This window comes from Citrobacter sp. R4 (genome assembly GCF_026719175.1).
Taxonomy (GTDB): domain Bacteria; phylum Pseudomonadota; class Gammaproteobacteria; order Enterobacterales; family Enterobacteriaceae; genus Citrobacter_A; species Citrobacter_A sedlakii.
The window spans coordinates 150,295-170,923 of the sequence record NZ_JAPPSU010000004.1; the positions used below are offsets into that span (position 1 = coordinate 150,295).

Genomic DNA, 20,629 nt, shown 5'->3' on the forward strand with positions numbered 1-20,629 from the left:
ATGATCTACATTTCCGCGGTCGGCACGATCAATGCGCTGGGCAACGATAACGACGCGATCGCCGCGAACCTGACACGCGGCGTGGCGCCCGGCATGCGGTCGCGCGCGGGCTGGCTGCAGGGTTATCCCGACGCGGTACTGGCAGGCGTCGACGGTGAACTGCCAGCGATTCCAAACGCGTTTCACGCCCACCGTTCGCGCAACAATCAACTGTTGCTGGCGGCGCTGGCGCAAATTCAACCGCAGGTGGACGACGCCATCGCGCGTTATGGCCGGGATCGGATTGCCGTGGTGCTCGGCACCAGCACCTCTGGGCTGGATGAAGGCGATGCTCACGTCAATCTGACGCTGAATGGCCAGCAAAGCACCGCATGGCAGTACCCGCAGCAGGAACTGGGTGACCCGTCGCGCTTTCTCAGTCACTGGCTGGCGCTGGACGGCCCGGCCTTTACCCTTTCTACGGCCTGTTCCTCCAGCGCCCGCGCCATCATCAGCGGGCGCCGGTTAATCGAGGCGGGCCTGGCGGACGTGGCGATTGTTGGCGGGGCGGATACGCTCAGCCGGATGCCGGTCAACGGCTTTCACAGCCTCGAGTCGCTCTCGCCGACGCGGTGCCAGCCGTTTGCCCGCGATCGCAGCGGTATCACCATCGGCGAAGGGGCGGCACTGATGCTGCTCACCCGCGAGCCGCAGTCCATCGCGCTGCTGGGCGTCGGCGAATCCAGCGACGCGCACCATATTTCCGCCCCACATCCGGAAGGCGAAGGGGCGATCCGCGCGATTCAGCAAGCGCTGAACGACGCGGGCATCGCTGCGGACCAGGTGGGCTATATCAATCTGCACGGCACCGCCACGCCGCTTAATGACAAAATTGAATCGAAAGTGGTAAACATGCTGTTTGGCGAACGCGTACCCTGCAGTTCCACAAAACACCTGACCGGGCATACGCTGGGGGCGGCGGGCATCACCGAGGCCGCCCTGAGTATGTTGATTTTGCAGCGCAACCTTCCGCTGCCCCCTCAGGACTTTAGCGCATCGCCGCACGACCCGGCGCTGCCAGTCTGCGGCATCATTACGCAGCCGCAGACGCTGGAGCGGCCGGTCATTCTTTCCAATTCCTTCGCCTTTGGCGGCAATAACGCCAGTATTCTGCTCGGGAGGATTTCATGAGCCCTTATTTATCGCCCGGCGAATACCTGCCGCACGACGCGCCGATGCTGCTGCTTGAGCAGGTCGATAGCGTGACCGACGAGACCGCCATCTGCCGCGTGACGGTTGCGCCCGACGGCGTGCTGGCGCCGTTTCTCGATCCAATGGGCTTTCTCCCCGGCTGGTACGCCCTGGAACTGATGGCGCAAACCGTCGGCGTGTGGTCTGGCTGGCATCGCTACCAGCAGGGACAGGGCGCGATTTCGTTGGGCATGGTGCTCGGCGCGCGGGAACTCATCTGCGCGGCGGGGAGGCTTCCCGCCGGTAAGACGTTGATCATTGACGTCAAATTGCTGATGCAGGACGAACGCTTCGGCAGCTTTGAGTGCGTTATCTCGGCGGATGACGAGACGCTGGCAACCGGGCGCGTCAACACCTTTCAGCCAACGGCTGATGAACTTAACACCCTATTTCAACAAGGAGCGTCTGTATGAGTCGTTCAGTTTTAGTGACCGGCGCCAGCAAAGGTATCGGTCGTGCTATCGCCCGGAAGCTGGCGGCAGACGGCTTTGTGGTCGGCGTGCATTATCACCGCGACGCGCAAGGCGCGCAGGCGACGCTGGAAGCGATCCTCGCCGTTGGCGGCGCGGGCCGTCTGCTCAGCTTTGACGTGGCTAACCGCGAGCAGTGCCGGGAGGTGCTGGAGCAGGATATCGCCGCCCACGGCCCCTGGTACGGCGTGGTGAGCAACGCAGGTATCACCCGTGACGCCGCGTTTCCGGCACTCAGCGATAACGACTGGGATGCGGTGATCCACACCAATCTCGACAGTTTTTATAACGTTATCCAGCCCTGCATCATGCCAATGATCGGCGCACGCCAGGGCGGACGCATCATCACCCTGTCGTCGGTATCCGGCGTGATGGGCAACCGCGGGCAGGTCAACTACAGCGCCGCCAAAGCGGGGATCATCGGCGCGACCAAAGCGCTGGCGATTGAGCTGGCGAAGCGCAAAATTACCGTCAACTGTATCGCGCCCGGGCTGATTGATACCGGGATGATCGACATGGAAGACGCCGCGCTGAAAGAGGCGATGGCGATGATCCCCATGAAACGCATGGGGCAGGCGGACGAAGTGGCCGGACTGGCCAGTTATTTAATGTCGGATATTGCGGGTTACGTCACCCGCCAGGTGATTTCCATCAATGGAGGGATGCTATGACACGTCGCGTGGTGATTACAGGGATGGGCGGCGTGACCGCTTTTGGTGAAAGCTGGCAGGCTGTCTCCGCGCGGCTACTGGCCTATGAAAACGCGGTGCGAAAAATGCCGGAATGGCAAGTGTATGACGGGCTGCATACGCTGCTGGGCGCGCCGATCGACGACTTCAGCCTGCCGGAGCACTATACCCGCAAGCGCATCCGCGCAATGGGCCGCGTGTCGCTGATGTCCACCCGCGCCAGCGAACTGGCGCTGGAGCAGGCCGGACTGATTGGCGATGAGGTATTAACCAACGGCCAGACCGGCATCGCCTACGGTTCATCCACCGGCAGCACCGGCCCGGTAAGCGAATTTGCCACCATGCTGACCGAAAAGCACACCAATAACATTACCGGCACCACCTACGTGCAGATGATGCCGCACACCACCGCGGTGAACACCGGACTGTTTTTCGGTCTGCGCGGGCGGGTGATCCCGACCTCCAGCGCCTGCACCTCCGGCAGTCAGGCCATCGGCTACGCCTGGGAGGCCATTCGCCACGGTTATCAGACAGTGATGGTTGCAGGCGGCGCGGAAGAACTCTGTCCGTCAGAAGCCGCGGTTTTCGATACCCTGTTCGCCACCAGCCAGCGCAACGACGCGCCAAAAACCACGCCTTCGCCATTCGATGAAGCGCGCGACGGACTGGTGATTGGCGAAGGCGCCGGGACGCTCATTCTTGAAGAACTGGAACACGCGAAAGCGCGCGGCGCAACGATCTACGGTGAAATTGTCGGCTTCGCCACCAACTGCGACGCGGCGCATATCACCCAGCCGCAACGGGAAACAATGCAAATCTGCATGGAACAGGCGTTAAACATGGCAGGCTTAAGCCCGCGGGACATGGGTTATATTTCCGCGCACGGCACGGCTACCGACCGTGGCGACATCGCGGAAAGCCAGGCAACGGCGGCGATCTACGGCGACAACGTGCCGGTCTCCTCGCTGAAAAGCTACTTCGGTCATACGCTCGGCGCCTGCGGCGCGCTGGAAGCCTGGATGAGTCTGCAAATGATGCGCGAGGGCTGGTTTGCGCCTACGCTAAATTTACGTCAACCGGACGCCAGCTGCGGCGCACTGGATTACATCATGGGTGAAGCCCGTAAGATTGACTGCGAATACTTACAGAGCAACAATTTTGCGTTTGGCGGCATCAATACCTCCATCATCATTAAACGTTGGTCGTGATATGTACCAGATTTTGCTGGGAAAAGTATCGACACTGAGCACAGGCGTTTTGCCGCCGGCGTTAACAGAGCAGGCGCCTCAGGGAGCGCGCCGCGCGCGCTGGCTGGCGGGTCGCGTACTGCTTTCCCATGCCCTTTCGCCGCTGCCGGAGATCGTCTACGGCGAACAGGGAAAGCCCGCCTTTGCCCCGCAACACGCGCTGTGGTTCAACCTGAGCCATAGCGGCGATGATATTGCGCTACTGCTGAGTGATGAAGGGGAAGTGGGATGCGACATCGAAGCCATCCGCCCGCGAACCAACTGGCGGGAACTGGCAAATGCGGTTTTCAGCGTCGGGGAGCACGCTGAAATTGAGGCAGAACACCCGGACCAGCAGTTGGCTGCTTTCTGGCGTATCTGGACGCGCAAAGAAGCGATGGTGAAACAGCGCGGCGGCAGCGCCTGGCAAATCGTTAGCGTCGACAGCACGCTGGCCTCCGCGCTTTCCGTCAGCCATTGCCAGATCAACAACTTAAGCCTCGCCGTCTGCACGCCGACGCCGTATACGCTGAGTGCGGCGTCGGTGCAATGGCTGGAGACGGTTTAGCGTAAGTTATCCGGGAAATTCGCCGGCAGCTCGCTCGCCGCACAGTCGATCACGCTGTCATTGTCAGCGCCGCAGTCACGGACAAAAGTGATGGTCGCAAACTCGTCAATCACTTCCGTTGGATACGCCGGGCCCGCTTCGCGATACGACTCCATCAGCGGGATATGCTCGTTCTGGAAGCAAACCGTTTTTTCGGGGTTATTCATTACCCAGCGCGGGAAGAAAATGGTGCCGTGGAACAGTTTGTCGCCGAGGTTGACGATCAGGCTGACGTCAGTCCCGGTCGGCTCGGTCCACGAAATTTTATAGATGCTTTCCCCCACACGCACAATGTAAGCCTTCTGATCTTTCACCCAACGGTTTGCGACGATACCGCTGTGGATCCGGTAGTCCAGGGTAGTGTCATTTTTGACGTAAATTTCGTAGTTCCAGCCATTATCGTAGGTATAAACCAGATGTTTGCCAACGAAACCGCTTAAATCTTGTTTGTCGAAAGTGCTCATAATCTTTCTCCTGTTGGTTGATGCGAAGATCATAACGCTTCAAAAAATCGATGAATAACGCTATGTTTGCATCACATTCATTCAATTTTTAGATGAGTTATGCACAAAACGACGCTGGAACAGTGGGCATTGTTAGAAAAGGTGGTGGAGGCAGGCAGCTTTGTCAAAGCGGCGGAAGTCACTCACCGCAGCCAGTCATCGGTGAGCTATAACCTCGCGCTGCTCCAGGAGCGCCTCGGGGTGACGCTGCTGGCGCCGGAAGGCCGCCGGGCGGTATTAACGCCAGCGGGTGAACTGCTGCTCAATCAGGTGAAGCCGTTACTGAAGGGGTTCACCTGGCTGGAAACCCGCGCCGCGACGTTACAAAACGGTATGCGCACGCGGCTGGATCTGGTGGTCGACAGCATTTTTCCTCGCCGCCGTCTGTTTGCCATTCTCAAACAGTTTCAACAGGCGTGGCCGCAAACCCAGGTACGCCTCACGGAAGTGCTGGAAAACAGCCCCGAACAGCAGGCGGCGTATGCCGATGCTGACGTCATGGTGCTCACCCGCCGACAGGATATCACCGGGCGCGGCGAGTGGCTGATGAACATTGATTTCATCGCTGTCGCCCATCGCGATCATCCGCTGTGCGCGCAGACGATACCGCTGGATGAAGACGCGCTGCGCGCCTGGCCGATTATTCGCATTGCCGACCGGGATAATCCGCAGCAGCCTGGCCGCGATGGCTGGACCTTTTCCACCGTCGACGCCGCCATTGACGCGGTGATGTATCAGGTCGGCTATGGCTGGCTACCGGAGGAACGGATTGAACCCTTGCTGGAACAGGGCGTACTGCGCAGGCTGCCCTTGACGCATGGCGCCCGTCGCGCCACGCCGCTGCATCTTATTGTCAAAAATACCCTCGCCCCGCTCGATGATCAGGTCAGCACTCTGCTGCGGTTATTAAGCGAGAGATAACATATGATTTTCGTATATTTCCCGCCTTTCACCGCCCTTCTATTGATCCAGAACACGTCAAAAGTATGATGATTCCTTAGAATCGTCATACTTCTTTAGTCGTACTCCTACAGCATTCAGGATCACTATTTTGTCCAGACTACGCCGCACACTCTTTGCGCTGCTGGCCTGTGCGTCCTTCTTCGCGCACGCCGCCGCGCCTGACGAAATCACTACCGCCTGGCCGGTCAACGTCGGGCCGCTTAACCCGCATCTCTATACCCCTAATCAGATGTTCGCCCAGAGCATGGTGTACGAGCCGCTGGTGAAATACCAGGCGGACGGATCGGTAAAACCGTGGCTGGCAAAAAGCTGGACCCACACGGCGGACGGGAAAACCTGGACCTTCACGCTGCGCGATGACGTGACGTTTTCCAATGGCGAACCGTTTGACGCCCCTGCCGCGGCGGAAAATTTCCGCGTGGTGCTCGACAACCGCCAGCGTCATGCCTGGCTTGAACTGGCCAACCAAATCGTCGACGTCAAAGCGCTGGGCAAAACCGAACTGCAAATTACCCTGAAGAGCGCCTATTACCCGTTCCTGCAAGAGCTGTCCCTGCCGCGCCCTTTCCGCTTTATCGCCCCGTCGCAGTTTAAAGACAATGAAACCCTGCGCGGCATTAAAGCGCCGATCGGCACCGGACCGTGGGTACTGAAAGAATCAAAGCTTAACCAGTACGACGTGCTGGTGCGTAACGAACGTTACTGGGGCGACAAGCCGCCGATCAGGCAAATCACCGTCAAGGTGATCCCTGATCCAACCACCCGCGCGGTGGCGTTTGAAACCGGCGAAGTTGACCTGCTGTACGGCAATGAAGGACTGTTGCCGCTCGACACCTTTGCCCGGTTCAGTCAGAACCCGGCGTACCGTACTCAGCTTTCACAGCCGATAGAGACGGTGATGCTGGCGCTGAATTCCGCCAAAGCGCCCACCAACGAGCTGGCAGTGCGTGAAGCGCTGAATTATGCGGTGAACAAAAAATCACTGATCGACAATGCCCTGTACGGCACCCAGCAGGTGGCCGACACGCTGTTCGCCCCGAGCGTGCCCTACGCCAATATCGGCCTGACGCCGCGCCAGTACGACCCGCAGCAGGCCAAAACGCTGCTGGAAAATGCGGGCTGGAAGCTCCCGGCGGGCAAAGACATCCGCGAAAAAATGGGTCAGCCGCTGCGCATTGAGCTGTCGTTTATCGGCACCGACGCGCTGAGCAAATCCATGGCGGAAATCATTCAGGCCGATATGCGCAAAATTGGCGTCGATATCGCTCTGATCGGCGAAGAAGAGAGCAGTATCTATGCCCGCCAGCGTGACGGTCGCTTTGGCATGATTTTCAATCGCACCTGGGGCGCGCCGTACGATCCGCACGCCTTTATGAGCTCAATGCGCGTCCCCTCCCACGCCGACTACCAGGCGCAGCAGGGACTGGCTGACAAGCCGATCATCGATAAAGAGATCGGCGAAGTGCTGGAAACCACCGACGAAACCACGCGTCAGGCGCTGTACAAAGACATTCTGACCCGTTTGCACAATGACGCGGTGTATCTGCCCATCAGCTACGTCTCCATGATGGTGGTGGCAAAACCTGAGCTGGGCGAAATCCCTTACGCGCCAATCGCGTCGGACATCCCGTTTGAACAGATAAAACCGGTGAACCCCTGATGTTGCGTTACATAGTGCGGCGCATTCTGCTGCTGATCCCGATGATTTTCGCCGCCTCGGTGATTATCTTTTTGATGTTGCGTCTGGGTACCGGCGACCCGGCAATGGACTACTTGCGCCTGTCGAATCTGCCGCCGACGCCGGAGATGGTCGCTTCGACGCGCGTAATGTTGGGGCTGGACCAGCCGCTTTTCGTGCAGTATGGCAACTGGCTGTGGAAGGCGCTGCATCTGGACTTCGGCATCTCGTTCGCCACTCAGCGCCCGGTGCTGGATGATATGTTGAACTTCCTGCCCGCGACCCTGCAACTGGCGGGCGCGGCGCTGATATTAATTCTGCTCACCTCTGTGCCGCTTGGTATCTGGGCGGCGCGCCACCGCGATCGCCTGCCGGATTTCATCGTGCGGCTGATCGCGTTCCTCGGCGTCTCAATGCCCAACTTCTGGCTCGCTTTCCTGCTGGTGATGTTCTTTTCCGTGTACCTGCAATGGCTACCCGCGATGGGCTACGGCGGCTGGCAGCACCTTCTTTTGCCTGCGCTGTCGATCGCCTTTATGTCGCTGGCGATCAACGCCCGTTTGCTGCGCGCCAGCATGCTGGAGGTTGCCGGGCAGCGCCACGTCACCTGGGCGCGACTGCGCGGTCTTAACGAGAAACAAACCGAACGTCGCCATATTCTGCGCAACGCCTCGCTGCCGGTCGTCACCGCGGTGGGGATGCACATCGGCGAGCTGATCGGCGGGACGATGATTATTGAAAACATCTTCGCCTGGCCCGGCGTCGGGCGCTACGCCGTATCGGCGATTTTTAACCGCGACTATCCGGTGATTCAGTGTTTTACGCTGATGATGGTGGTGGTGTTTGTGGTCTGTAACCTGATTGTAGATTTGCTGAACGCCGCGCTGGACCCGCGCATTCGCCGCCATGAAGGAGCGCATTCGTGAACTTTTTTCTCTCTGCTCGCTGGTCGGTACGTCTGGCGCTGGTCATTATCGCGTTGTTGGCGGTGGTTGCGATCACCAGTCAGTGGTGGTTGCCGTACGATCCGCAGGCGATCGATTTACCGTCGCGTCTGCTGGCCCCCGACAGCCAGCACTGGCTTGGCACCGACCATCTGGGGCGCGATATTTTTTCCCGCCTGCTGGCGGCGACAAAGGTGTCGCTGGGGTCAGTGATGGCCTGCCTGCTGCTGGTACTGGCGCTGGGGCTGGTCGTTGGCGGCAGCGCCGGACTGATGGGCGGTCGCGTCGATCAGATAACGATGCGCGTCGCGGATATGTTTATGACGTTCCCAACCTCGATCCTGTCGTTCTTCATGGTCGGTGTACTGGGAACCGGGCTGACTAACGTAATTATCGCCATCGCGCTGTCCCACTGGGCGTGGTATGCGCGAATGGTGCGCAGCCTGGTGATCTCCCTGCGCCAGCGCGAGTTCGTACTCGCTTCGCGCCTTTCCGGCGCCGGTCACGTGCGGGTGTTTATCGATCATCTGGCCGGTGCGGTAATCCCTTCCCTGCTGGTGCTGGCGACGCTGGATATCGGCCATATGATGCTGCACGTCGCCGGTATGTCATTCCTCGGCCTCGGCGTCACCGCGCCGACGGCGGAATGGGGAGTAATGATTAACGATGCGCGCCAGTATATCTGGACCCAGCCGCTGCAAATGTTCTGGCCGGGGCTGGCGCTGTTTGTCACCGTGATGGCCTTTAACATGGTGGGGGACGCCCTGCGCGATCACCTCGATCCTCATCTGATTACGGAGCATGCCCACTGATGCCGCAACAGATTGCATTACAGACTCTTGCCCTGGAGGCGGACCGTCCGCTGGTACACGGCGTCTCATTAACGCTGAAACGCGGACGGGTGCTGGCGCTGGTGGGCGGCAGCGGCAGCGGTAAGTCGCTGACCTGCGCGGCGGCGCTCGGTATCCTGCCCGCAGGCGTTCGCCAGACGGCAGGCGTCCTCCTTGCCGACGGCAGGCCGGTATCGCCCGGCACGCTGCGCGGCATCAAAATCGCCACTATTATGCAAAACCCGCGCAGCGCCTTTAATCCGCTTCATACCATGGCGACACACGCGCGGGAGACCTGCCTGGCGCTGGGGAAATCCGCCGACGACGCCACGCTTATCGCGGCGCTGGATGCTGTCGGGTTGGACAACGCGGAGCGTGTGCTGAAGCTGTACCCGTTTGAGATGAGCGGCGGCATGTTGCAACGTATGATGATTGCTATGGCGGTGCTGTGCGACGCGCCGTTTATCATCGCCGACGAACCGACGACCGATCTTGACGTGGTCGCCCAGGCGCGCATCCTCGAGCTGCTGGAACGCATTATGGCTGAGCGCGCGCCAGGTATGCTGCTGGTGACGCACGACATGGGCGTGGTGGCGCGGCTGGCCGACGACGTAGCGGTGATGGATAACGGCAGGATCGTCGAACAGGGCGAGGTGGAAACGCTGTTCCATGCGCCGCAGCACAGCGTAACCCGCAGTCTGGTGTCGGCGCATCTGGCCCTGTACGGAATGGAGTTAGCCTCATGACCTTACTCAGCGTCTCTGCCCTGTCACATCAGTATGCGCACGCGAACCTCGGCGGCAAACATCCGCATCAGGCGGTACTGAACGATATCTCACTGAACCTGCAAAGCGGCGAAACCGTGGCGCTGTTAGGCCGTAGCGGCTGCGGGAAAAGCACCCTCGCGCGTCTGCTCGTCGGGCTGGAGTCACCGACGCAGGGGAGCGTAAGCTGGCGCGGCGAACCGCTGGCGACACTGAACCGGGCGAAACAGAAAGCCTTTCGCCGGGATATTCAGATGGTGTTCCAGGACGCTATCAGCGCCGTTAATCCGCGCAAAACCGTCTGCGAGATCCTCCGTGAGCCGATGCGTCATTTGCTCTCGCTGTCGAAAGCCGACCAACTGGCGCGGGTGCGCGAGATGCTGAACGCGGTCGATCTCGATGTTTCGCTGCTGAACAAACGCCCGCCGCAGTTGAGCGGCGGCCAGCTGCAGCGCGTCTGCCTGGCGCGAGCGCTGGTGGTAGAGCCGAAACTGTTGATTCTGGACGAGGCGGTATCGAACCTCGATCTGGTGTTGCAGGCCGGGGTGATCCGTCTGCTCAAAAAATTGCAGCAACAGTTTGGCACCGCCTGTCTGTTTATCACCCACGATCTGCGGCTGGTCGAGCGTTTCTGCCAGCGGGTGATGGTGATGGACGACGGGCGAATCGTGGAAACGCAGACCGTTGGCGAGACGTTAACATTTTCCTCTGAGGCGGGACGTGTGTTACAAAACGCGGTACTTCCCGCTTTTCCCGTGCGCCGTCGCGCCGTAGCCTGAGGTTTATAACAGATGCAACGAGTCACCATTACCCTCGATGACGATCTCCTTGAGACGCTGGACAGCCTGAGTCAGCGCCGGGGCTATCACAACCGTTCCGAAGCGATCCGCGATATCCTGCGCGGCGCGCTGGCGCAGGAAACCACGCAGGAACACGGCACCCAGGGCTTCGCGGTGCTTTCCTATGTGTACGAACATGAAAAACGCGACTTAGCCAGCCGGATTGTTTCCACGCAGCACCATCACCACGACCTTTCCGTTGCCACCCTGCATGTGCATATCAATCATGACGATTGCCTGGAGATCGCGGTGTTGAAAGGCGACATGGGCGACGTGCAGCATTTCGCCGACGATGTCATCGCCCAGCGCGGCGTGCGCCACGGCCATTTGCAGTGCCTGCCAAAAGAAGAATAACGTCGCCGCATCCGGCAAAAGATCGAGTGCGCTGCGCTTCTCCGGCCTGGCGCAGTTCGCAACCGCAGGCCGGCTCAGGCATTAAGCCTGTTTCAAACGTTCACTAAGGGTATCGATAATCCAGGTATTGACGGACACCTGTTCTTCCGCCGCTGCGGAACTTAAGCGTTCGCCAAAAGATTCCGGATAGCGAAGCGTAAACGTTTTCATTTTTTCCGCATGTGCATAAGGTTCGATTCCCGCTTCCCGGCAATCCGCAAGATATTCGTTTAAAGAGATTTCGCCCTCTTCCTGTAAACCCTGAATGCTGTCTGAGACAAAATCGCAATGACCCGATAACCCAAGGAATTTTCCGCGAAACGCGTTTAGTTCAGGCACATAATGAATCACGGCAGGATGCCCCGCGATTTCCATTGCGTTTGGCGTTTTAGGTTTGATCATGGTTTAACCCCTATGCTTATTAGCCAGTCGCGCACACTCTCCACTGCGCCTTTATCTGTATCCGGTGAAGGATGCGGTCGGTGAAAACAAGCAATACTATTGTTTAATAAGAATTTGCATCGGGAGCCGCGTCCTTCTTTAATTTCACCGCCTAACGCTTTGACCAGAGACTCTATGTCTAACCACTTTATTGCTTGTGGTACAGGCGTTTTAAAGAGTTGCTCCAGCGTATTCCTTTGCTTTTTCCGCAAGGATAACACCTGCTGCCTCATAACATTCCCTTTTTGACTTCATCCTTTGACGTCAATTTTATGACAGCATAAAGTGAAGTCAAGCCTCCGCTACCGGGTGCGCTGCGCTTCTCCGGCCTGGCGCAGTTCGCGACCGCAGGCCGGATTACGCCATCGTGCCGATCGTTTTCCGGAAGCGGAACAAGGCGATCAGGAAGAAGGCGCTGCCAATAGCCAGCAGGGTGAGGAACTGCGGCCACACGATGCCAAACCCCGCGCCGCGATAGAGAATCGCCTGCGCCAGCGAGACAAAATGAGTGGTTGGCATGGTCAGCATGATGTCCTGGACCGCCTCCGGCATACTTTCGCGCGGCGTCGAACCGCCGGAAAGCATCTGTAACGGCAACAGCACCAGAATCATTAGCAGGCCCAGTTGCGGCATGGAACGCGCCAGCGTGCCCATAAAGATACCAATGGAAGTGGTGGCGAACAGGCTCAGCGCTACGCCCAGCATAAACAACGGGATCGAACCTTCGATCGGCACGCCGAGCACGCCTTTCACCATCAGCAGCAGCGACAGGCCAGAAACCACCAGCACCACCAGCCCCATCGACCAGACCTTCGCCATCATGATCTCAAACGGCGTAATCGGCATCACCAGCAGGTGTTCAATGGTGCCGTGTTCACGTTCACGGATCAGCGCCGAGCCGGTCAACACAATCGCCAGCATGGTGATGTTGTTAATAATCGCCATTACGCCGCCAAACCACGCCGGGTCAAGGTTCGGGTTAAAACGCATTCGCGTCTCCAGTGAGACCGGCGGCTCGCTGTTGTCGCGATAACGGGCGACAAAACTGTTCACCTCGCCGTTAATGATATTCTGAATATAGCTGTTGCCGGTAAACGCCTGGCTCATCCGCGTGGCGTCAACGTTGACCTGAATATCCGGTTGCCGTCCGGCCAGCACGTCGCGCTGAAAATTGGGCGGAATGTTCACCGCAAAGGTGTAGCGACCCGCGTCCAGCCCGGCGTCCATTTCGTCAGCGGTGATCATTTCCGGCGGTAAAAACCACGGGCGATAAAAGCTGTTCACGATGCGATTCGACAACGGCGATTGATCCATGTCGGCAATCGCAATCGGCGCCAGATGCAGCGAACCGGGCAGCACGGTGGCGGAGGAGTATACCGAGACGGTAAACGCGAAAACGATCAGCGTCAGCATCGCTTTATCACCCAGAAGGCTGCGTAACTCTTTAATGCCCAAATTGAAAATATTGCGTAACCGGCGCATTACCCCTCCTGTTTTTTCAGCAGCAGAATGCTCAGTCCCAACACCAGCGGAATGGCGACCAGCAGCGGCAGGAACTGCGGCCAGAGATCGGCAAGATCCAGCGCTTTCGAAAATGTTCCGCGGGCGATCGTCAGAAAATGGCTGGTCGGGTAGATCTCGCCAATCCACCGGCCTGGACCTTCCAGCGAAGCCACCGGATCGATCATTCCTGAAAACTGGGTGGCCGGGATCAGCGTGATAATGGACGTACCGAAAATTGCCGCAATCTGGCTTTTCATGAACGTAGAAATCAGCAGCCCCATGCCGGTGGCGATGGTGACATATAGCAGCGCCGCGAGGCTGAGCGTCAGAAAACTGCCCTTATGCGGAACGCCAAACACGAACACCGACAGCGCGCAGAGCAGCAGAAAATTGAGCATCCCCAGCGCGATATACGGCAGCTGTTTGCCGAGCAGAAATTCGCTGCGGGTGGTCGGCGTTACGTACAGGTTGATGATTGACCCGAGCTCTTTTTCCCGTACCACGCTCAGCGCGCTGAGCATGGAAGGGATCATCATTAATAGCAACGGGATCACCGCCGGAACAATAGCGGGCAGACTTTTCACGTCCGGGTTATAGCGATAGCGGGTTTCGATGGTCAGTAAACCGGACTGCGTTACGGGCGTTGGCTGGCGGCCCGCCACCTCCTGCAGCCAGCTTTGGTGCATCGCCTGTACATAACCTTTCACCGTCTCGGCGCGGCTCGGCATCGCGCCATCAACCCATACGCCAATGTCCACCGGCGTGCCGCGGGCAATGTCGCGGCCAAAATCAGGCGGAATTTCAATCGCTACCGCCACTTCACCCGCGCGCATTCGCCGGTCGAGATCGTCATAACTGGTAAGCGGTGGTTGTTCAATAAAATAACGGGAACCGGACAGGTTGAGCGTCCACGCCTGGCTGCTGACTGTCTGGTCGCGGTCGAGCACCGCAAAGCGCAGGTTTTCAACGTCCATGCTGATGCCGTAGCCCATGATCAGCATCAGGATCACCGTCCCCATCAGCGCCAGCGTTGAACGAACCGGATCGCGACGCAGCTCCAGCGCTTCGCGACGGCTATAGCTGAACAGACGGCGCAGGCTGAAGCCCTGGCGCGGCGGTTTTTCCTGCTCATGCGTCGTCTTCAGCGGCAACGACGCGTCCGGCGTCGGGGCCGGACCCGACGCTTCCGCCAGCCAGGCAATAAACGCGTCTTCCAGCGTGGCGGCGCCGCGCCGTTCTACCAGTTCCCGCGGAGTGCCGCTGGCCAGCACTTTCCCGGCGTGCATCAGCGACATGCGGTCGCAACGCTCCGCCTCGTTCATAAAGTGGGTGGAGATAAAAATGGTCACTTTGTCGCGGCGGGATAAATCGACCATCAGTTGCCAGAACATATCCCTGGCGACCGGATCGACGCCGGAAGTCGGTTCGTCAAGGATCAGCATTTCCGGGCGATGGATCACCGCCACGGCCAGCGACAGGCGTTGACGAATGCCGAGCGGGAGCGATGTCGGCAGGATGTCTTCCACTTCGGTGAGCATAAAGCGTTTGCTCATCTCATTGACCCGCGCCGGGATCTCCGCTTGCGGTATATGAAAAAGGCGGGCGTGCAGCTCCAGATTTTGCCGCACCGTCAACTCGCTGTAGAGTGAAAAGGCTTGCGACATATAGCCGACGCGGCGGCGAGTTTCGATATCCTTCGGATCGACCGGTTGACCAAACAGCCACGCTTCGCCTTCGCTTGCGGGCAGCAGCCCGGTCAGCATTTTCATGGTGGTGGATTTCCCGCAGCCGTTCGAACCGAGAAAGCCAAAAATCTCGCCGCGCGGAATGCGGAAGTTAACGTGATCGACAGCGACGAAATTGCCAAAGCGCATAGTCAACGCTTTCGCCTCTATCGCAATTTCCGCCTGTTCCGCGTCATACGGCGGGATAGTCACCGGTTTGTGGGCCTGCCGCTGCGCCTCGGGTAAAAGGGCGATAAACGCCTGCTCCAGCGAGTCGCTGGCGGTTTGCTCGCGCAACGCCTGCGCGCTGCCGGTTGCCAACACCTCACCCGCGTTCATTGCCACCAGCCAGTCAAAACGTTCTGCCTCTTCCATATAGGCGGTCGCGACCAGCACGCTCATGTTGGTCTGACGCTGGCGAATGCTGTCGATAAGGTCCCAGAACTGCGCGCGGGAAAGCGGATCAACGCCGGTGGTCGGCTCGTCGAGAATCAATAACTGCGGGTCGTGGATCAGGGCGCAGCACAGTCCCAGCTTTTGCTTCATGCCGCCCGACAGTTTTCCGGCGGGACGGTCGCGAAACGGCGCCAGCCCTGTGCTGTTCAACAGTTCATTGATACGCGCTTCGCGCTCGGCTTTGCTATGCCCAAACAGGCGGGCAAAAAAGTCGACATTTTCATACACCGACAGCGTGTGGTAGAGGTTTTTTCCCAGCCCCTGCGGCATCCAGGCGATGCGCGGACACACCTCGCGGCGGTGCTTCGGGTCACGCATATCGCCGCCAAGCACCCTCACGTTTCCCTGTTCGATCGCCCGCGCGCCGGAAATCAGCGACAGCAGGCTTGATTTTCCCACCCCGTCCGGGCCAATCAGCCCCACCATGCAGCGGGCGGGAATGTCCAGCGTGATGTTGTTCAGCGCGACCGTAGCCCCGTAATGCTGACTCACGCCGTCAAGGTGCGCCACGGGAGGTACGGAAACCTGCGCCAGATGCGTCATTGCGGCAGCCTCACTGCCAGCGACTCAGGCCACGGGAGTTTTTCATCCAGCCTCACCCACGCCATTCCCGGTAGCCCGGTTTTCACATATTCCAGATGCTGTTCGAGCAGTTCCGGTGGGATACGCGCCTTGACGCGAAACATCAGCTTCAGTCGCTCATCGCTCGTCTCAACGGTCTTCGGAGTGAACTGGGCGACGCTGGCGACAAAGCTAATGATGGCGGGAATACGCAGCGTCGGCGCGGCATCCAGCACCAGTCGCGCTTCGCCGCCAATCTTCAGCAGTCCGGCCTGTTCGGTAGGCAGGAAAAAGGTCATATAGACATCGCTGAGATCGACCATATTCAGCACCCGACCTCCCGCCGCCAGTACTTCGCCCGGTTCCGCCACCCGGTACTGCACCCGACCATCGCGCGGCGCTTTCAGTTCACTGTCCTCAATGTCGGCGACGATGCGACGTTCGGTGGCCTGCGCGGCTTCCACGCGGGTTTGCGCCTGAATGATGCTGGTACGCGCGGCCTCGATCGCCGCGTTAGCGGCAGAGACCTGCGCTTTTGCCGACTCCAGCGCCGCGCGGGCGCTTTCGGCGGCGGCGCGATCGTCATCCAGTTGCTGCGCCGACACCGCGCCACGCTGGGAAAGCGAGCGTGAGCGAAGGTGACGATTAGAGACCGAAGCCAGCTCGGCTTCACGCTGTTTCACCACCGACTGCGCGGCGCGGGTTTCGCTCTGGCGCTGCTCAAGAAGCGCCCGCGCGGCGGCAACGGCGCTTTCCGCTTCTTTAATTTGCGCGATGGCTTCCAGCCGTTGCTCCTGCAACACGCGGGTATCCATCTTCGCCAGCACCTCGCCCTGGCGAACAAACTGCCCCTCTTTCACCAGAATAGCGTCAATGCGTCCGGCGATTTTGGTGGCGATATCCACTTCCGTCGCCTCGATCCTGCCGTTACTGGCGGCAAAGCCCTCCGGCACGCCAGCGGGGCGCAGCATCCACCACGCCGCCGCCGCGACCACCGCCAGCACGCCTGCCACCCACCACGCCAAATGACGTTTACTCTTGTCCATAATCGACCCGCCATAATCCCTGTCAGCAAACCATGCGTGTTACAACACCCACCGAACGCGCGTTCAGCGGGATCTTCCTTCCGGGATAAGAAGGAAAGCGAGAAAGTAGCCGTGCGGCATCCGGGCGTCAGCGCGACGCGTGCCGTGAAGGAAAGTGAATGATGGAGAAGTGCGAAAAACGGGTAGTAATGTTGTCATCATCAGCGATCCTGGCCGTAAATGAAACACGCATACTCATAACTACTATCAATAGGATACTAACACCTGCGATTAATAAGTCTATTCAGTAATTCTTGTCAATGACGCCCGTAACGGAATTCACTTATCGCCCTGTATTGTCCCGGACTGAACGAAGGCCGTACTCTGGCGGCACCGCAGGGCGCTGGCATGGACGATGTGATCGCGTTCCATTTCGGATTTCATTCTGCATTTCACCCCCTTTCACTTTGCAAATTTCGCTATTTCGGCGGCCAGCCAGAATGTGAAGAACATCACCTGAACAGCTCTCACCCGTCTCACCCATTTAAAAAATAATAGATTATTTTCAAAGCGTTATAAAAATTCACTGCGTTCTGCAAGGTTATGGCACGCCCTCTGCAATATCACCGGTGTAATCAACACTGGAGATAGTTAAATGACGTACAAAATTTTACTCCCACAGGAAATCATGGCAGAAGGGAGAGAATATCTGGAAAGCCGCGGTTATGAGCTGATTACCGGCTCAGGCATGGAAGAAGAGGACATTATCCGCGATATCCCGGATTGCGACGGTATTATCGTTCGCCTGTCCAAAATGTCCGATCGCGTCTTTGAAGCGGCTAAAAAGCTGAAGGTGGTCGCACGTCACGGCGCGGGTTACGACACTGTCGATCTTGAATCAGCCAAACGCCACGGCGTGGTGGTTCTTAACGCGCCTATCGCCAACAGCATGTCGGTTGCCGAACTGACGATTTTCTACATGTTGCACTGCTCGCGTAACTTTAAGCTGGTCGAAGAAAAGATGCTTGAAGATTACTACTGGGCCAAACTGCGTACCCCCAAAGTGGAGCTGGATGGCAAAACGCTCGGCCTGATTGGGGTGGGGAATATCGGCTCCCGCGTGGCCCTGAAAGCCCTGCACGGCTTCAACATGAAAGTCATTGCGTACGATCCGTATAAAACCCAGCAGCAAGTGCCGCAGAGCGTCCAGATGACGGATGACTTTGAACGCATCTTTAAAGAGAGCGACTTTGTTTCGCTGCATTGTCCGACCACCGCCGAAACCACCGATTTTGTCGGTGAAAAACAGTTCTCCCTGATGAAACCTTCGGCCTATTTCATCAACACCGCGCGCGGCAAGCTGGTGGATGAAAAAGCGCTTTATCACGCGCTCACCAGTAACACCATCGCGGGCGCAGGCATCGATGTGCTGAAAAAAGAGCCGTTCGACGCCAACGATCCCATTTTTTCACTGAGCAATATCGTGATTGGGCCGCATATCGGCGCCGCCACGATCGAAGCGACCGATCGCGCTTCACTGCATTCCGCCATCGGGATTGATGAAGTCCTGTCCGGTAAAAAACCGTCCTGGCCGGTTCCGGGTTTTTAAGGAGAAAAACATGTCTATTGGCAACCGTATTTTTTTACAACGCCCGCAAGGCAATCCTGAACTGCTCAAAGCGTATGAACAGCTTCCGGCGGCAAATATTGCCGACACCATGAACCGTATCGCGGTACTCGGCAACGGCATAAAGCGTATTTCCGCGCCGAAGAAGCCGATTATGGCAGGGTTTGCTATCACCGTGAAAGCGCGCGCCGGGGATAACCTGATGCTGCATGCGGCGCTGGATATGGCGACGGAAAACGACGTGATTGTGGTCTCTAATGAAGGCGACCGCTCCCGCGCGCTGATGGGGGAGATCATGGTGGCCTACGCGCACTGCTGCAAAAAAATCGCCGGAATTGTGCTCGACGGCCCCATCCGTGATATCGACGCGCTTTCCGTCCTCGACTTCCCGCTCTTTGCTACCGGCGCAAACCCGGCAGGCCCCTTTAAGGAAGGGCCGGGCGAAGTGAATACGCCGATCGCCGTCGGCGGTGTGGCGGTGAATCCGGGCGACCTGATTGTCGGCGACGCCGATGGCGTCATCGTGGTGCCGCTTGGCGACGCCGAAGCGCTGCTGGCGAAAGCAAAAGAGTATTCAAAATTTGACGCAAGTAAGGTCGAAGCGGCTAAAAACGGCGCCGCGAACCGTCAGTGGGTTAAGAAGACGCTTGAAGACAAAGGCGTTGAGTTCATCGACGACACTTACCGTTAATACGAATAAATAATAAAACGCCGCGACGTCTGATGAGCCGCGGCTTTAAAGCAAAGGTAATTAACATGCTTTATTTAAAACTCTTACCCATTATTTTTTTCCCGGTCTTGTTCTGGATAATACCTAATCCTGAAGGCGTTTCCGCCGCCACCTGGCATATGGTGGGGATTTATCTGGCAATGCTGTGCGGCCTGGTGCTGCGCCCGTTTACCGATGCGGTGATCATGCTGATTATTCTGGGATTCGCGTCTCTGGTGCTCGATCCCGGTCCGCTGTTTGCCGGATTCGGCAGTCCGATGGTCTGGTTTATTATCAGCGCCTTTATCATCTGCAAAGCGTTTGTGATCACCGGCCTCGGCAAGCGCATCGCCTATATGCTGCTTAAGCGTTACGGGAAGAATACCCTGACGCTCGGCTATTTGATGATGGTAACCGATACCGTTCTCGCGCCCGCTACCGGCTCTAACATGTCCCGTTCCGGCGGCATCACCTACCCCATTTTCCGCAACATTGCCGAAGCGCTGGGCTCAAAGCCGGATGAGGGCAGCCGCAAAATCGGCGCTTATCTGACTATCCTGATGTATGTCGTCTCAATGGGCACCTCCAGCCTGTTTCTGACCGGGATGGCCACCAACTCAATTACCGTGTCGCTGGCGAACGAAATTATGAAGGTCAACCTGGAATGGATGACCTGGTTTAAGGCCGCCATCGTGCCCGCCGGACTGGTTCTGCTGCTGTCGCCATGGATCCTGTATAAAATCTACGCGCCAGAGTTAAAAACAATCGCCAACGTGAACGACATCGCTGAAAAAGGCCTGCGTGAGCTGGGGCCGGTGAAGCGGGAAGAAAAACTGCTGATCGTCTTTTTCATCCTCGGCGTACTGGGCTGGATGACGGGCTCGCTCACCGGCATCGCCTTTATACCTGTGGGACTGGCTTTCCTTGCCTGTCTGCTGCTGTTTGGCGTTTTAAGCTGGAACGATGTGGTCAGTGAGAAATCCGCCTGGCAAACCTTTGTCTGGTACGGCGCGTTCTATGGCTGCGCGGTGGCGCTGTCAAAGGGCGGTTTTTATGTCTTCCTCGTCGACGTCATCAAAAACTATCTTGATTTGTCGCACCTGAGCGAATTCAGCGCCATCGCGGTGCTGGTGTTTATCAGCCTCGCGGTACGTTACTTCTTCGTCTCTAACAGCGCTTTTGTCGTCTCGTTCTACCCGGTGCTGTTTACTCTTGGCATGACCACCCAAGCGCACCCGATGTATGTGGCGCTGTCTTTAGCGTTTTCAGCAGGTTATGGCGCATTGTTGACTCACTACGGCAACGGCGCGGGGGTTTTTACCTTCTCCAGCGGCTATGTCCCGCAAAAAACCTTCTGGCTGTTAGGTACCATTATGGTGGTGATTAACGTTCTGGTTTACTTCCTGATCGGCATTCCTTACTGGAAATTCATCGGTATTTAAAGGAG

General features: G+C 58.2%; 21 protein-coding genes. 15 read left to right on the forward strand and 6 right to left on the reverse strand.

The window, feature by feature from the left end; genetic code table 11:
• Genes OOJ60_RS11395 through acpT form a run of 5 tightly spaced genes read left to right on the forward strand, consistent with a single transcriptional unit; the run spans position 1 to position 4,183 of the window.
• Positions 1 to 1,170, forward strand: a complete 1,170-nt coding sequence (locus OOJ60_RS11395) for a beta-ketoacyl-[acyl-carrier-protein] synthase family protein (RefSeq protein WP_205612577.1) — start codon at positions 1 to 3, stop codon at positions 1,168 to 1,170.
• Complete coding sequence (locus tag OOJ60_RS11400) at positions 1,167 to 1,643, forward strand: ApeP family dehydratase (protein ID WP_205612578.1); 477 nt, start codon at positions 1,167 to 1,169, stop codon at positions 1,641 to 1,643. The genes OOJ60_RS11395 and OOJ60_RS11400 overlap by 4 nt, the downstream gene beginning before the upstream one ends.
• On the forward strand, positions 1,640 to 2,371 hold the full coding sequence (locus tag OOJ60_RS11405) for a 3-ketoacyl-ACP reductase FabG2 (RefSeq protein ID WP_042286618.1): 732 nt from the start codon (positions 1,640 to 1,642) through the stop codon (positions 2,369 to 2,371). The genes OOJ60_RS11400 and OOJ60_RS11405 overlap by 4 nt, the downstream gene beginning before the upstream one ends.
• Positions 2,368 to 3,597, forward strand: a complete 1,230-nt coding sequence (locus tag OOJ60_RS11410; protein ID WP_042286622.1) for a beta-ketoacyl-ACP synthase — start codon at positions 2,368 to 2,370, stop codon at positions 3,595 to 3,597. Before OOJ60_RS11405 ends, OOJ60_RS11410 begins: the two co-directional genes overlap by 4 nt.
• A gap of 1 nt (position 3,598) precedes the next feature.
• Entirely contained in the window at positions 3,599 to 4,183 is a 585-nt protein-coding gene (gene acpT, locus OOJ60_RS11415; protein WP_042286624.1) for a 4'-phosphopantetheinyl transferase AcpT, read from the forward strand.
• Here the strand turns inward: acpT and OOJ60_RS11420 are convergent.
• Complete coding sequence (locus OOJ60_RS11420; RefSeq protein ID WP_042286629.1) at positions 4,180 to 4,686, reverse strand: phenolic acid decarboxylase; 507 nt, start codon at positions 4,684 to 4,686, stop codon at positions 4,180 to 4,182. The two genes, acpT and OOJ60_RS11420, sit on opposite strands and share 4 nt — an antisense overlap.
• A gap of 99 nt (positions 4,687 to 4,785) precedes the next feature.
• Here OOJ60_RS11420 and OOJ60_RS11425 point away from each other — a divergent pair, with 99 nt between their 5' ends.
• From OOJ60_RS11425 to nikR, 7 genes are all read left to right on the forward strand, one after another.
• On the forward strand, positions 4,786 to 5,646 hold the full coding sequence (locus OOJ60_RS11425) for a LysR family transcriptional regulator (protein WP_205612579.1): 861 nt from the start codon (positions 4,786 to 4,788) through the stop codon (positions 5,644 to 5,646).
• 127 nt (positions 5,647 to 5,773) lie between these two features.
• Positions 5,774 to 7,348 carry a nickel ABC transporter substrate-binding protein gene (gene nikA, locus OOJ60_RS11430; RefSeq protein WP_060570197.1) on the forward strand — a complete coding sequence of 525 codons (1,575 nt, stop codon included), beginning with the start codon at positions 5,774 to 5,776 and terminating at the stop codon, positions 7,346 to 7,348.
• Positions 7,348 to 8,292 (forward strand): nickel ABC transporter permease subunit NikB, encoded by a 945-nt coding sequence (gene nikB / locus OOJ60_RS11435; RefSeq protein WP_205612580.1) that lies wholly within the window; start codon positions 7,348 to 7,350, stop codon positions 8,290 to 8,292. The genes nikA and nikB overlap by 1 nt, the downstream gene beginning before the upstream one ends.
• Positions 8,289 to 9,122: a nickel ABC transporter permease subunit NikC gene (gene nikC / locus OOJ60_RS11440; protein ID WP_042286641.1), complete on the forward strand. Its 834-nt coding sequence runs from the start codon at positions 8,289 to 8,291 to the stop codon at positions 9,120 to 9,122. Before nikB ends, nikC begins: the two co-directional genes overlap by 4 nt.
• On the forward strand, positions 9,122 to 9,886 hold the full coding sequence (gene nikD, locus OOJ60_RS11445; RefSeq protein WP_042286643.1) for a nickel import ATP-binding protein NikD: 765 nt from the start codon (positions 9,122 to 9,124) through the stop codon (positions 9,884 to 9,886). Before nikC ends, nikD begins: the two co-directional genes overlap by 1 nt.
• Complete coding sequence (nikE, locus tag OOJ60_RS11450) at positions 9,883 to 10,683, forward strand: nickel import ATP-binding protein NikE (RefSeq protein ID WP_205612581.1); 801 nt, start codon at positions 9,883 to 9,885, stop codon at positions 10,681 to 10,683. Before nikD ends, nikE begins: the two co-directional genes overlap by 4 nt.
• A 12-nt stretch (positions 10,684 to 10,695) precedes the next feature.
• Positions 10,696 to 11,097 carry a nickel-responsive transcriptional regulator NikR gene (nikR, locus tag OOJ60_RS11455; protein WP_042286649.1) on the forward strand — a complete coding sequence of 134 codons (402 nt, stop codon included), beginning with the start codon at positions 10,696 to 10,698 and terminating at the stop codon, positions 11,095 to 11,097.
• A gap of 81 nt (positions 11,098 to 11,178) precedes the next feature.
• On the opposite strand, the gene OOJ60_RS11460 is transcribed toward nikR, so the two are convergent.
• The 5 genes from OOJ60_RS11460 to OOJ60_RS11480 form a co-directional block, all read right to left on the reverse strand.
• Positions 11,179 to 11,538 (reverse strand): type II toxin-antitoxin system HicB family antitoxin, encoded by a 360-nt coding sequence (locus tag OOJ60_RS11460; RefSeq protein ID WP_060570200.1) that lies wholly within the window; start codon positions 11,536 to 11,538, stop codon positions 11,179 to 11,181.
• Positions 11,535 to 11,810: a type II toxin-antitoxin system HicA family toxin gene (locus OOJ60_RS11465; protein WP_042286656.1), complete on the reverse strand. Its 276-nt coding sequence runs from the start codon at positions 11,808 to 11,810 to the stop codon at positions 11,535 to 11,537. Before OOJ60_RS11465 ends, OOJ60_RS11460 begins: the two co-directional genes overlap by 4 nt.
• Before the next feature lie 124 nt (positions 11,811 to 11,934).
• On the reverse strand, positions 11,935 to 13,059 hold the full coding sequence (locus tag OOJ60_RS11470; RefSeq protein ID WP_042286658.1) for an ABC transporter permease: 1,125 nt from the start codon (positions 13,057 to 13,059) through the stop codon (positions 11,935 to 11,937).
• Positions 13,059 to 15,803 carry a ribosome-associated ATPase/putative transporter RbbA gene (gene rbbA, locus OOJ60_RS11475; RefSeq protein ID WP_205612582.1) on the reverse strand — a complete coding sequence of 915 codons (2,745 nt, stop codon included), beginning with the start codon at positions 15,801 to 15,803 and terminating at the stop codon, positions 13,059 to 13,061. Before rbbA ends, OOJ60_RS11470 begins: the two co-directional genes overlap by 1 nt.
• Positions 15,800 to 16,867, reverse strand: a complete 1,068-nt coding sequence (locus OOJ60_RS11480; protein ID WP_205612583.1) for an HlyD family secretion protein — start codon at positions 16,865 to 16,867, stop codon at positions 15,800 to 15,802. Before OOJ60_RS11480 ends, rbbA begins: the two co-directional genes overlap by 4 nt.
• 634 nt (positions 16,868 to 17,501) lie before the next feature.
• Here OOJ60_RS11480 and OOJ60_RS11485 point away from each other — a divergent pair.
• The 3 genes from OOJ60_RS11485 (at position 17,502) to OOJ60_RS11495 (ending at position 20,624) form a co-directional block, all read left to right on the forward strand.
• A complete protein-coding gene (locus OOJ60_RS11485; RefSeq protein ID WP_205612584.1) occupies positions 17,502 to 18,455 on the forward strand; it encodes a hydroxyacid dehydrogenase in 954 nt (317 codons plus the stop codon).
• A 10-nt stretch (positions 18,456 to 18,465) separates the two neighbouring features.
• The gene (locus OOJ60_RS11490; protein ID WP_042286670.1) at positions 18,466 to 19,164 is read left to right on the forward strand and encodes an RraA family protein; all 699 of its coding nucleotides are present in this window, start codon (positions 18,466 to 18,468) and stop codon (positions 19,162 to 19,164) included.
• A gap of 65 nt (positions 19,165 to 19,229) precedes the next feature.
• The gene (locus tag OOJ60_RS11495; RefSeq protein ID WP_042286947.1) at positions 19,230 to 20,624 is read left to right on the forward strand and encodes a DASS family sodium-coupled anion symporter; all 1,395 of its coding nucleotides are present in this window, start codon (positions 19,230 to 19,232) and stop codon (positions 20,622 to 20,624) included.
• Positions 20,625 to 20,629 lie beyond the last annotated feature (5 nt).

Excerpts from the sequence above, each read along its gene's own strand:
- OOJ60_RS11395 (WP_205612577.1), top strand. The coding sequence starts at position 1 with ATGATCTACATTTCCGCGGTCGGCACGATCAATGCGCTGGGCAACGAT.
- OOJ60_RS11400 (WP_205612578.1), top strand. The coding sequence starts at position 1,167 with ATGAGCCCTTATTTATCGCCCGGCGAATACCTGCCGCACGACGCGCCG.
- OOJ60_RS11405 (WP_042286618.1), top strand. The coding sequence starts at position 1,640 with ATGAGTCGTTCAGTTTTAGTGACCGGCGCCAGCAAAGGTATCGGTCGT.
- OOJ60_RS11410 (WP_042286622.1), top strand. The coding sequence starts at position 2,368 with ATGACACGTCGCGTGGTGATTACAGGGATGGGCGGCGTGACCGCTTTT.
- acpT (WP_042286624.1), top strand. The coding sequence starts at position 3,599 with ATGTACCAGATTTTGCTGGGAAAAGTATCGACACTGAGCACAGGCGTT.
- OOJ60_RS11420 (WP_042286629.1), bottom strand. The coding sequence starts at position 4,686 with ATGAGCACTTTCGACAAACAAGATTTAAGCGGTTTCGTTGGCAAACAT.
- OOJ60_RS11425 (WP_205612579.1), top strand. The coding sequence starts at position 4,786 with ATGCACAAAACGACGCTGGAACAGTGGGCATTGTTAGAAAAGGTGGTG.
- nikB (WP_205612580.1), top strand. The coding sequence starts at position 7,348 with ATGTTGCGTTACATAGTGCGGCGCATTCTGCTGCTGATCCCGATGATT.
- nikD (WP_042286643.1), top strand. The coding sequence starts at position 9,122 with ATGCCGCAACAGATTGCATTACAGACTCTTGCCCTGGAGGCGGACCGT.
- nikE (WP_205612581.1), top strand. The coding sequence starts at position 9,883 with ATGACCTTACTCAGCGTCTCTGCCCTGTCACATCAGTATGCGCACGCG.
- nikR (WP_042286649.1), top strand. The coding sequence starts at position 10,696 with ATGCAACGAGTCACCATTACCCTCGATGACGATCTCCTTGAGACGCTG.
- OOJ60_RS11460 (WP_060570200.1), bottom strand. The coding sequence starts at position 11,538 with ATGATCAAACCTAAAACGCCAAACGCAATGGAAATCGCGGGGCATCCT.
- OOJ60_RS11465 (WP_042286656.1), bottom strand. The coding sequence starts at position 11,810 with ATGAGGCAGCAGGTGTTATCCTTGCGGAAAAAGCAAAGGAATACGCTG.
- OOJ60_RS11470 (WP_042286658.1), bottom strand. The coding sequence starts at position 13,059 with ATGCGCCGGTTACGCAATATTTTCAATTTGGGCATTAAAGAGTTACGC.
- rbbA (WP_205612582.1), bottom strand. The coding sequence starts at position 15,803 with ATGACGCATCTGGCGCAGGTTTCCGTACCTCCCGTGGCGCACCTTGAC.
- OOJ60_RS11480 (WP_205612583.1), bottom strand. The coding sequence starts at position 16,867 with ATGGACAAGAGTAAACGTCATTTGGCGTGGTGGGTGGCAGGCGTGCTG.
- OOJ60_RS11485 (WP_205612584.1), top strand. The coding sequence starts at position 17,502 with ATGACGTACAAAATTTTACTCCCACAGGAAATCATGGCAGAAGGGAGA.
- OOJ60_RS11490 (WP_042286670.1), top strand. The coding sequence starts at position 18,466 with ATGTCTATTGGCAACCGTATTTTTTTACAACGCCCGCAAGGCAATCCT.
- OOJ60_RS11495 (WP_042286947.1), top strand. The coding sequence starts at position 19,230 with ATGCTTTATTTAAAACTCTTACCCATTATTTTTTTCCCGGTCTTGTTC.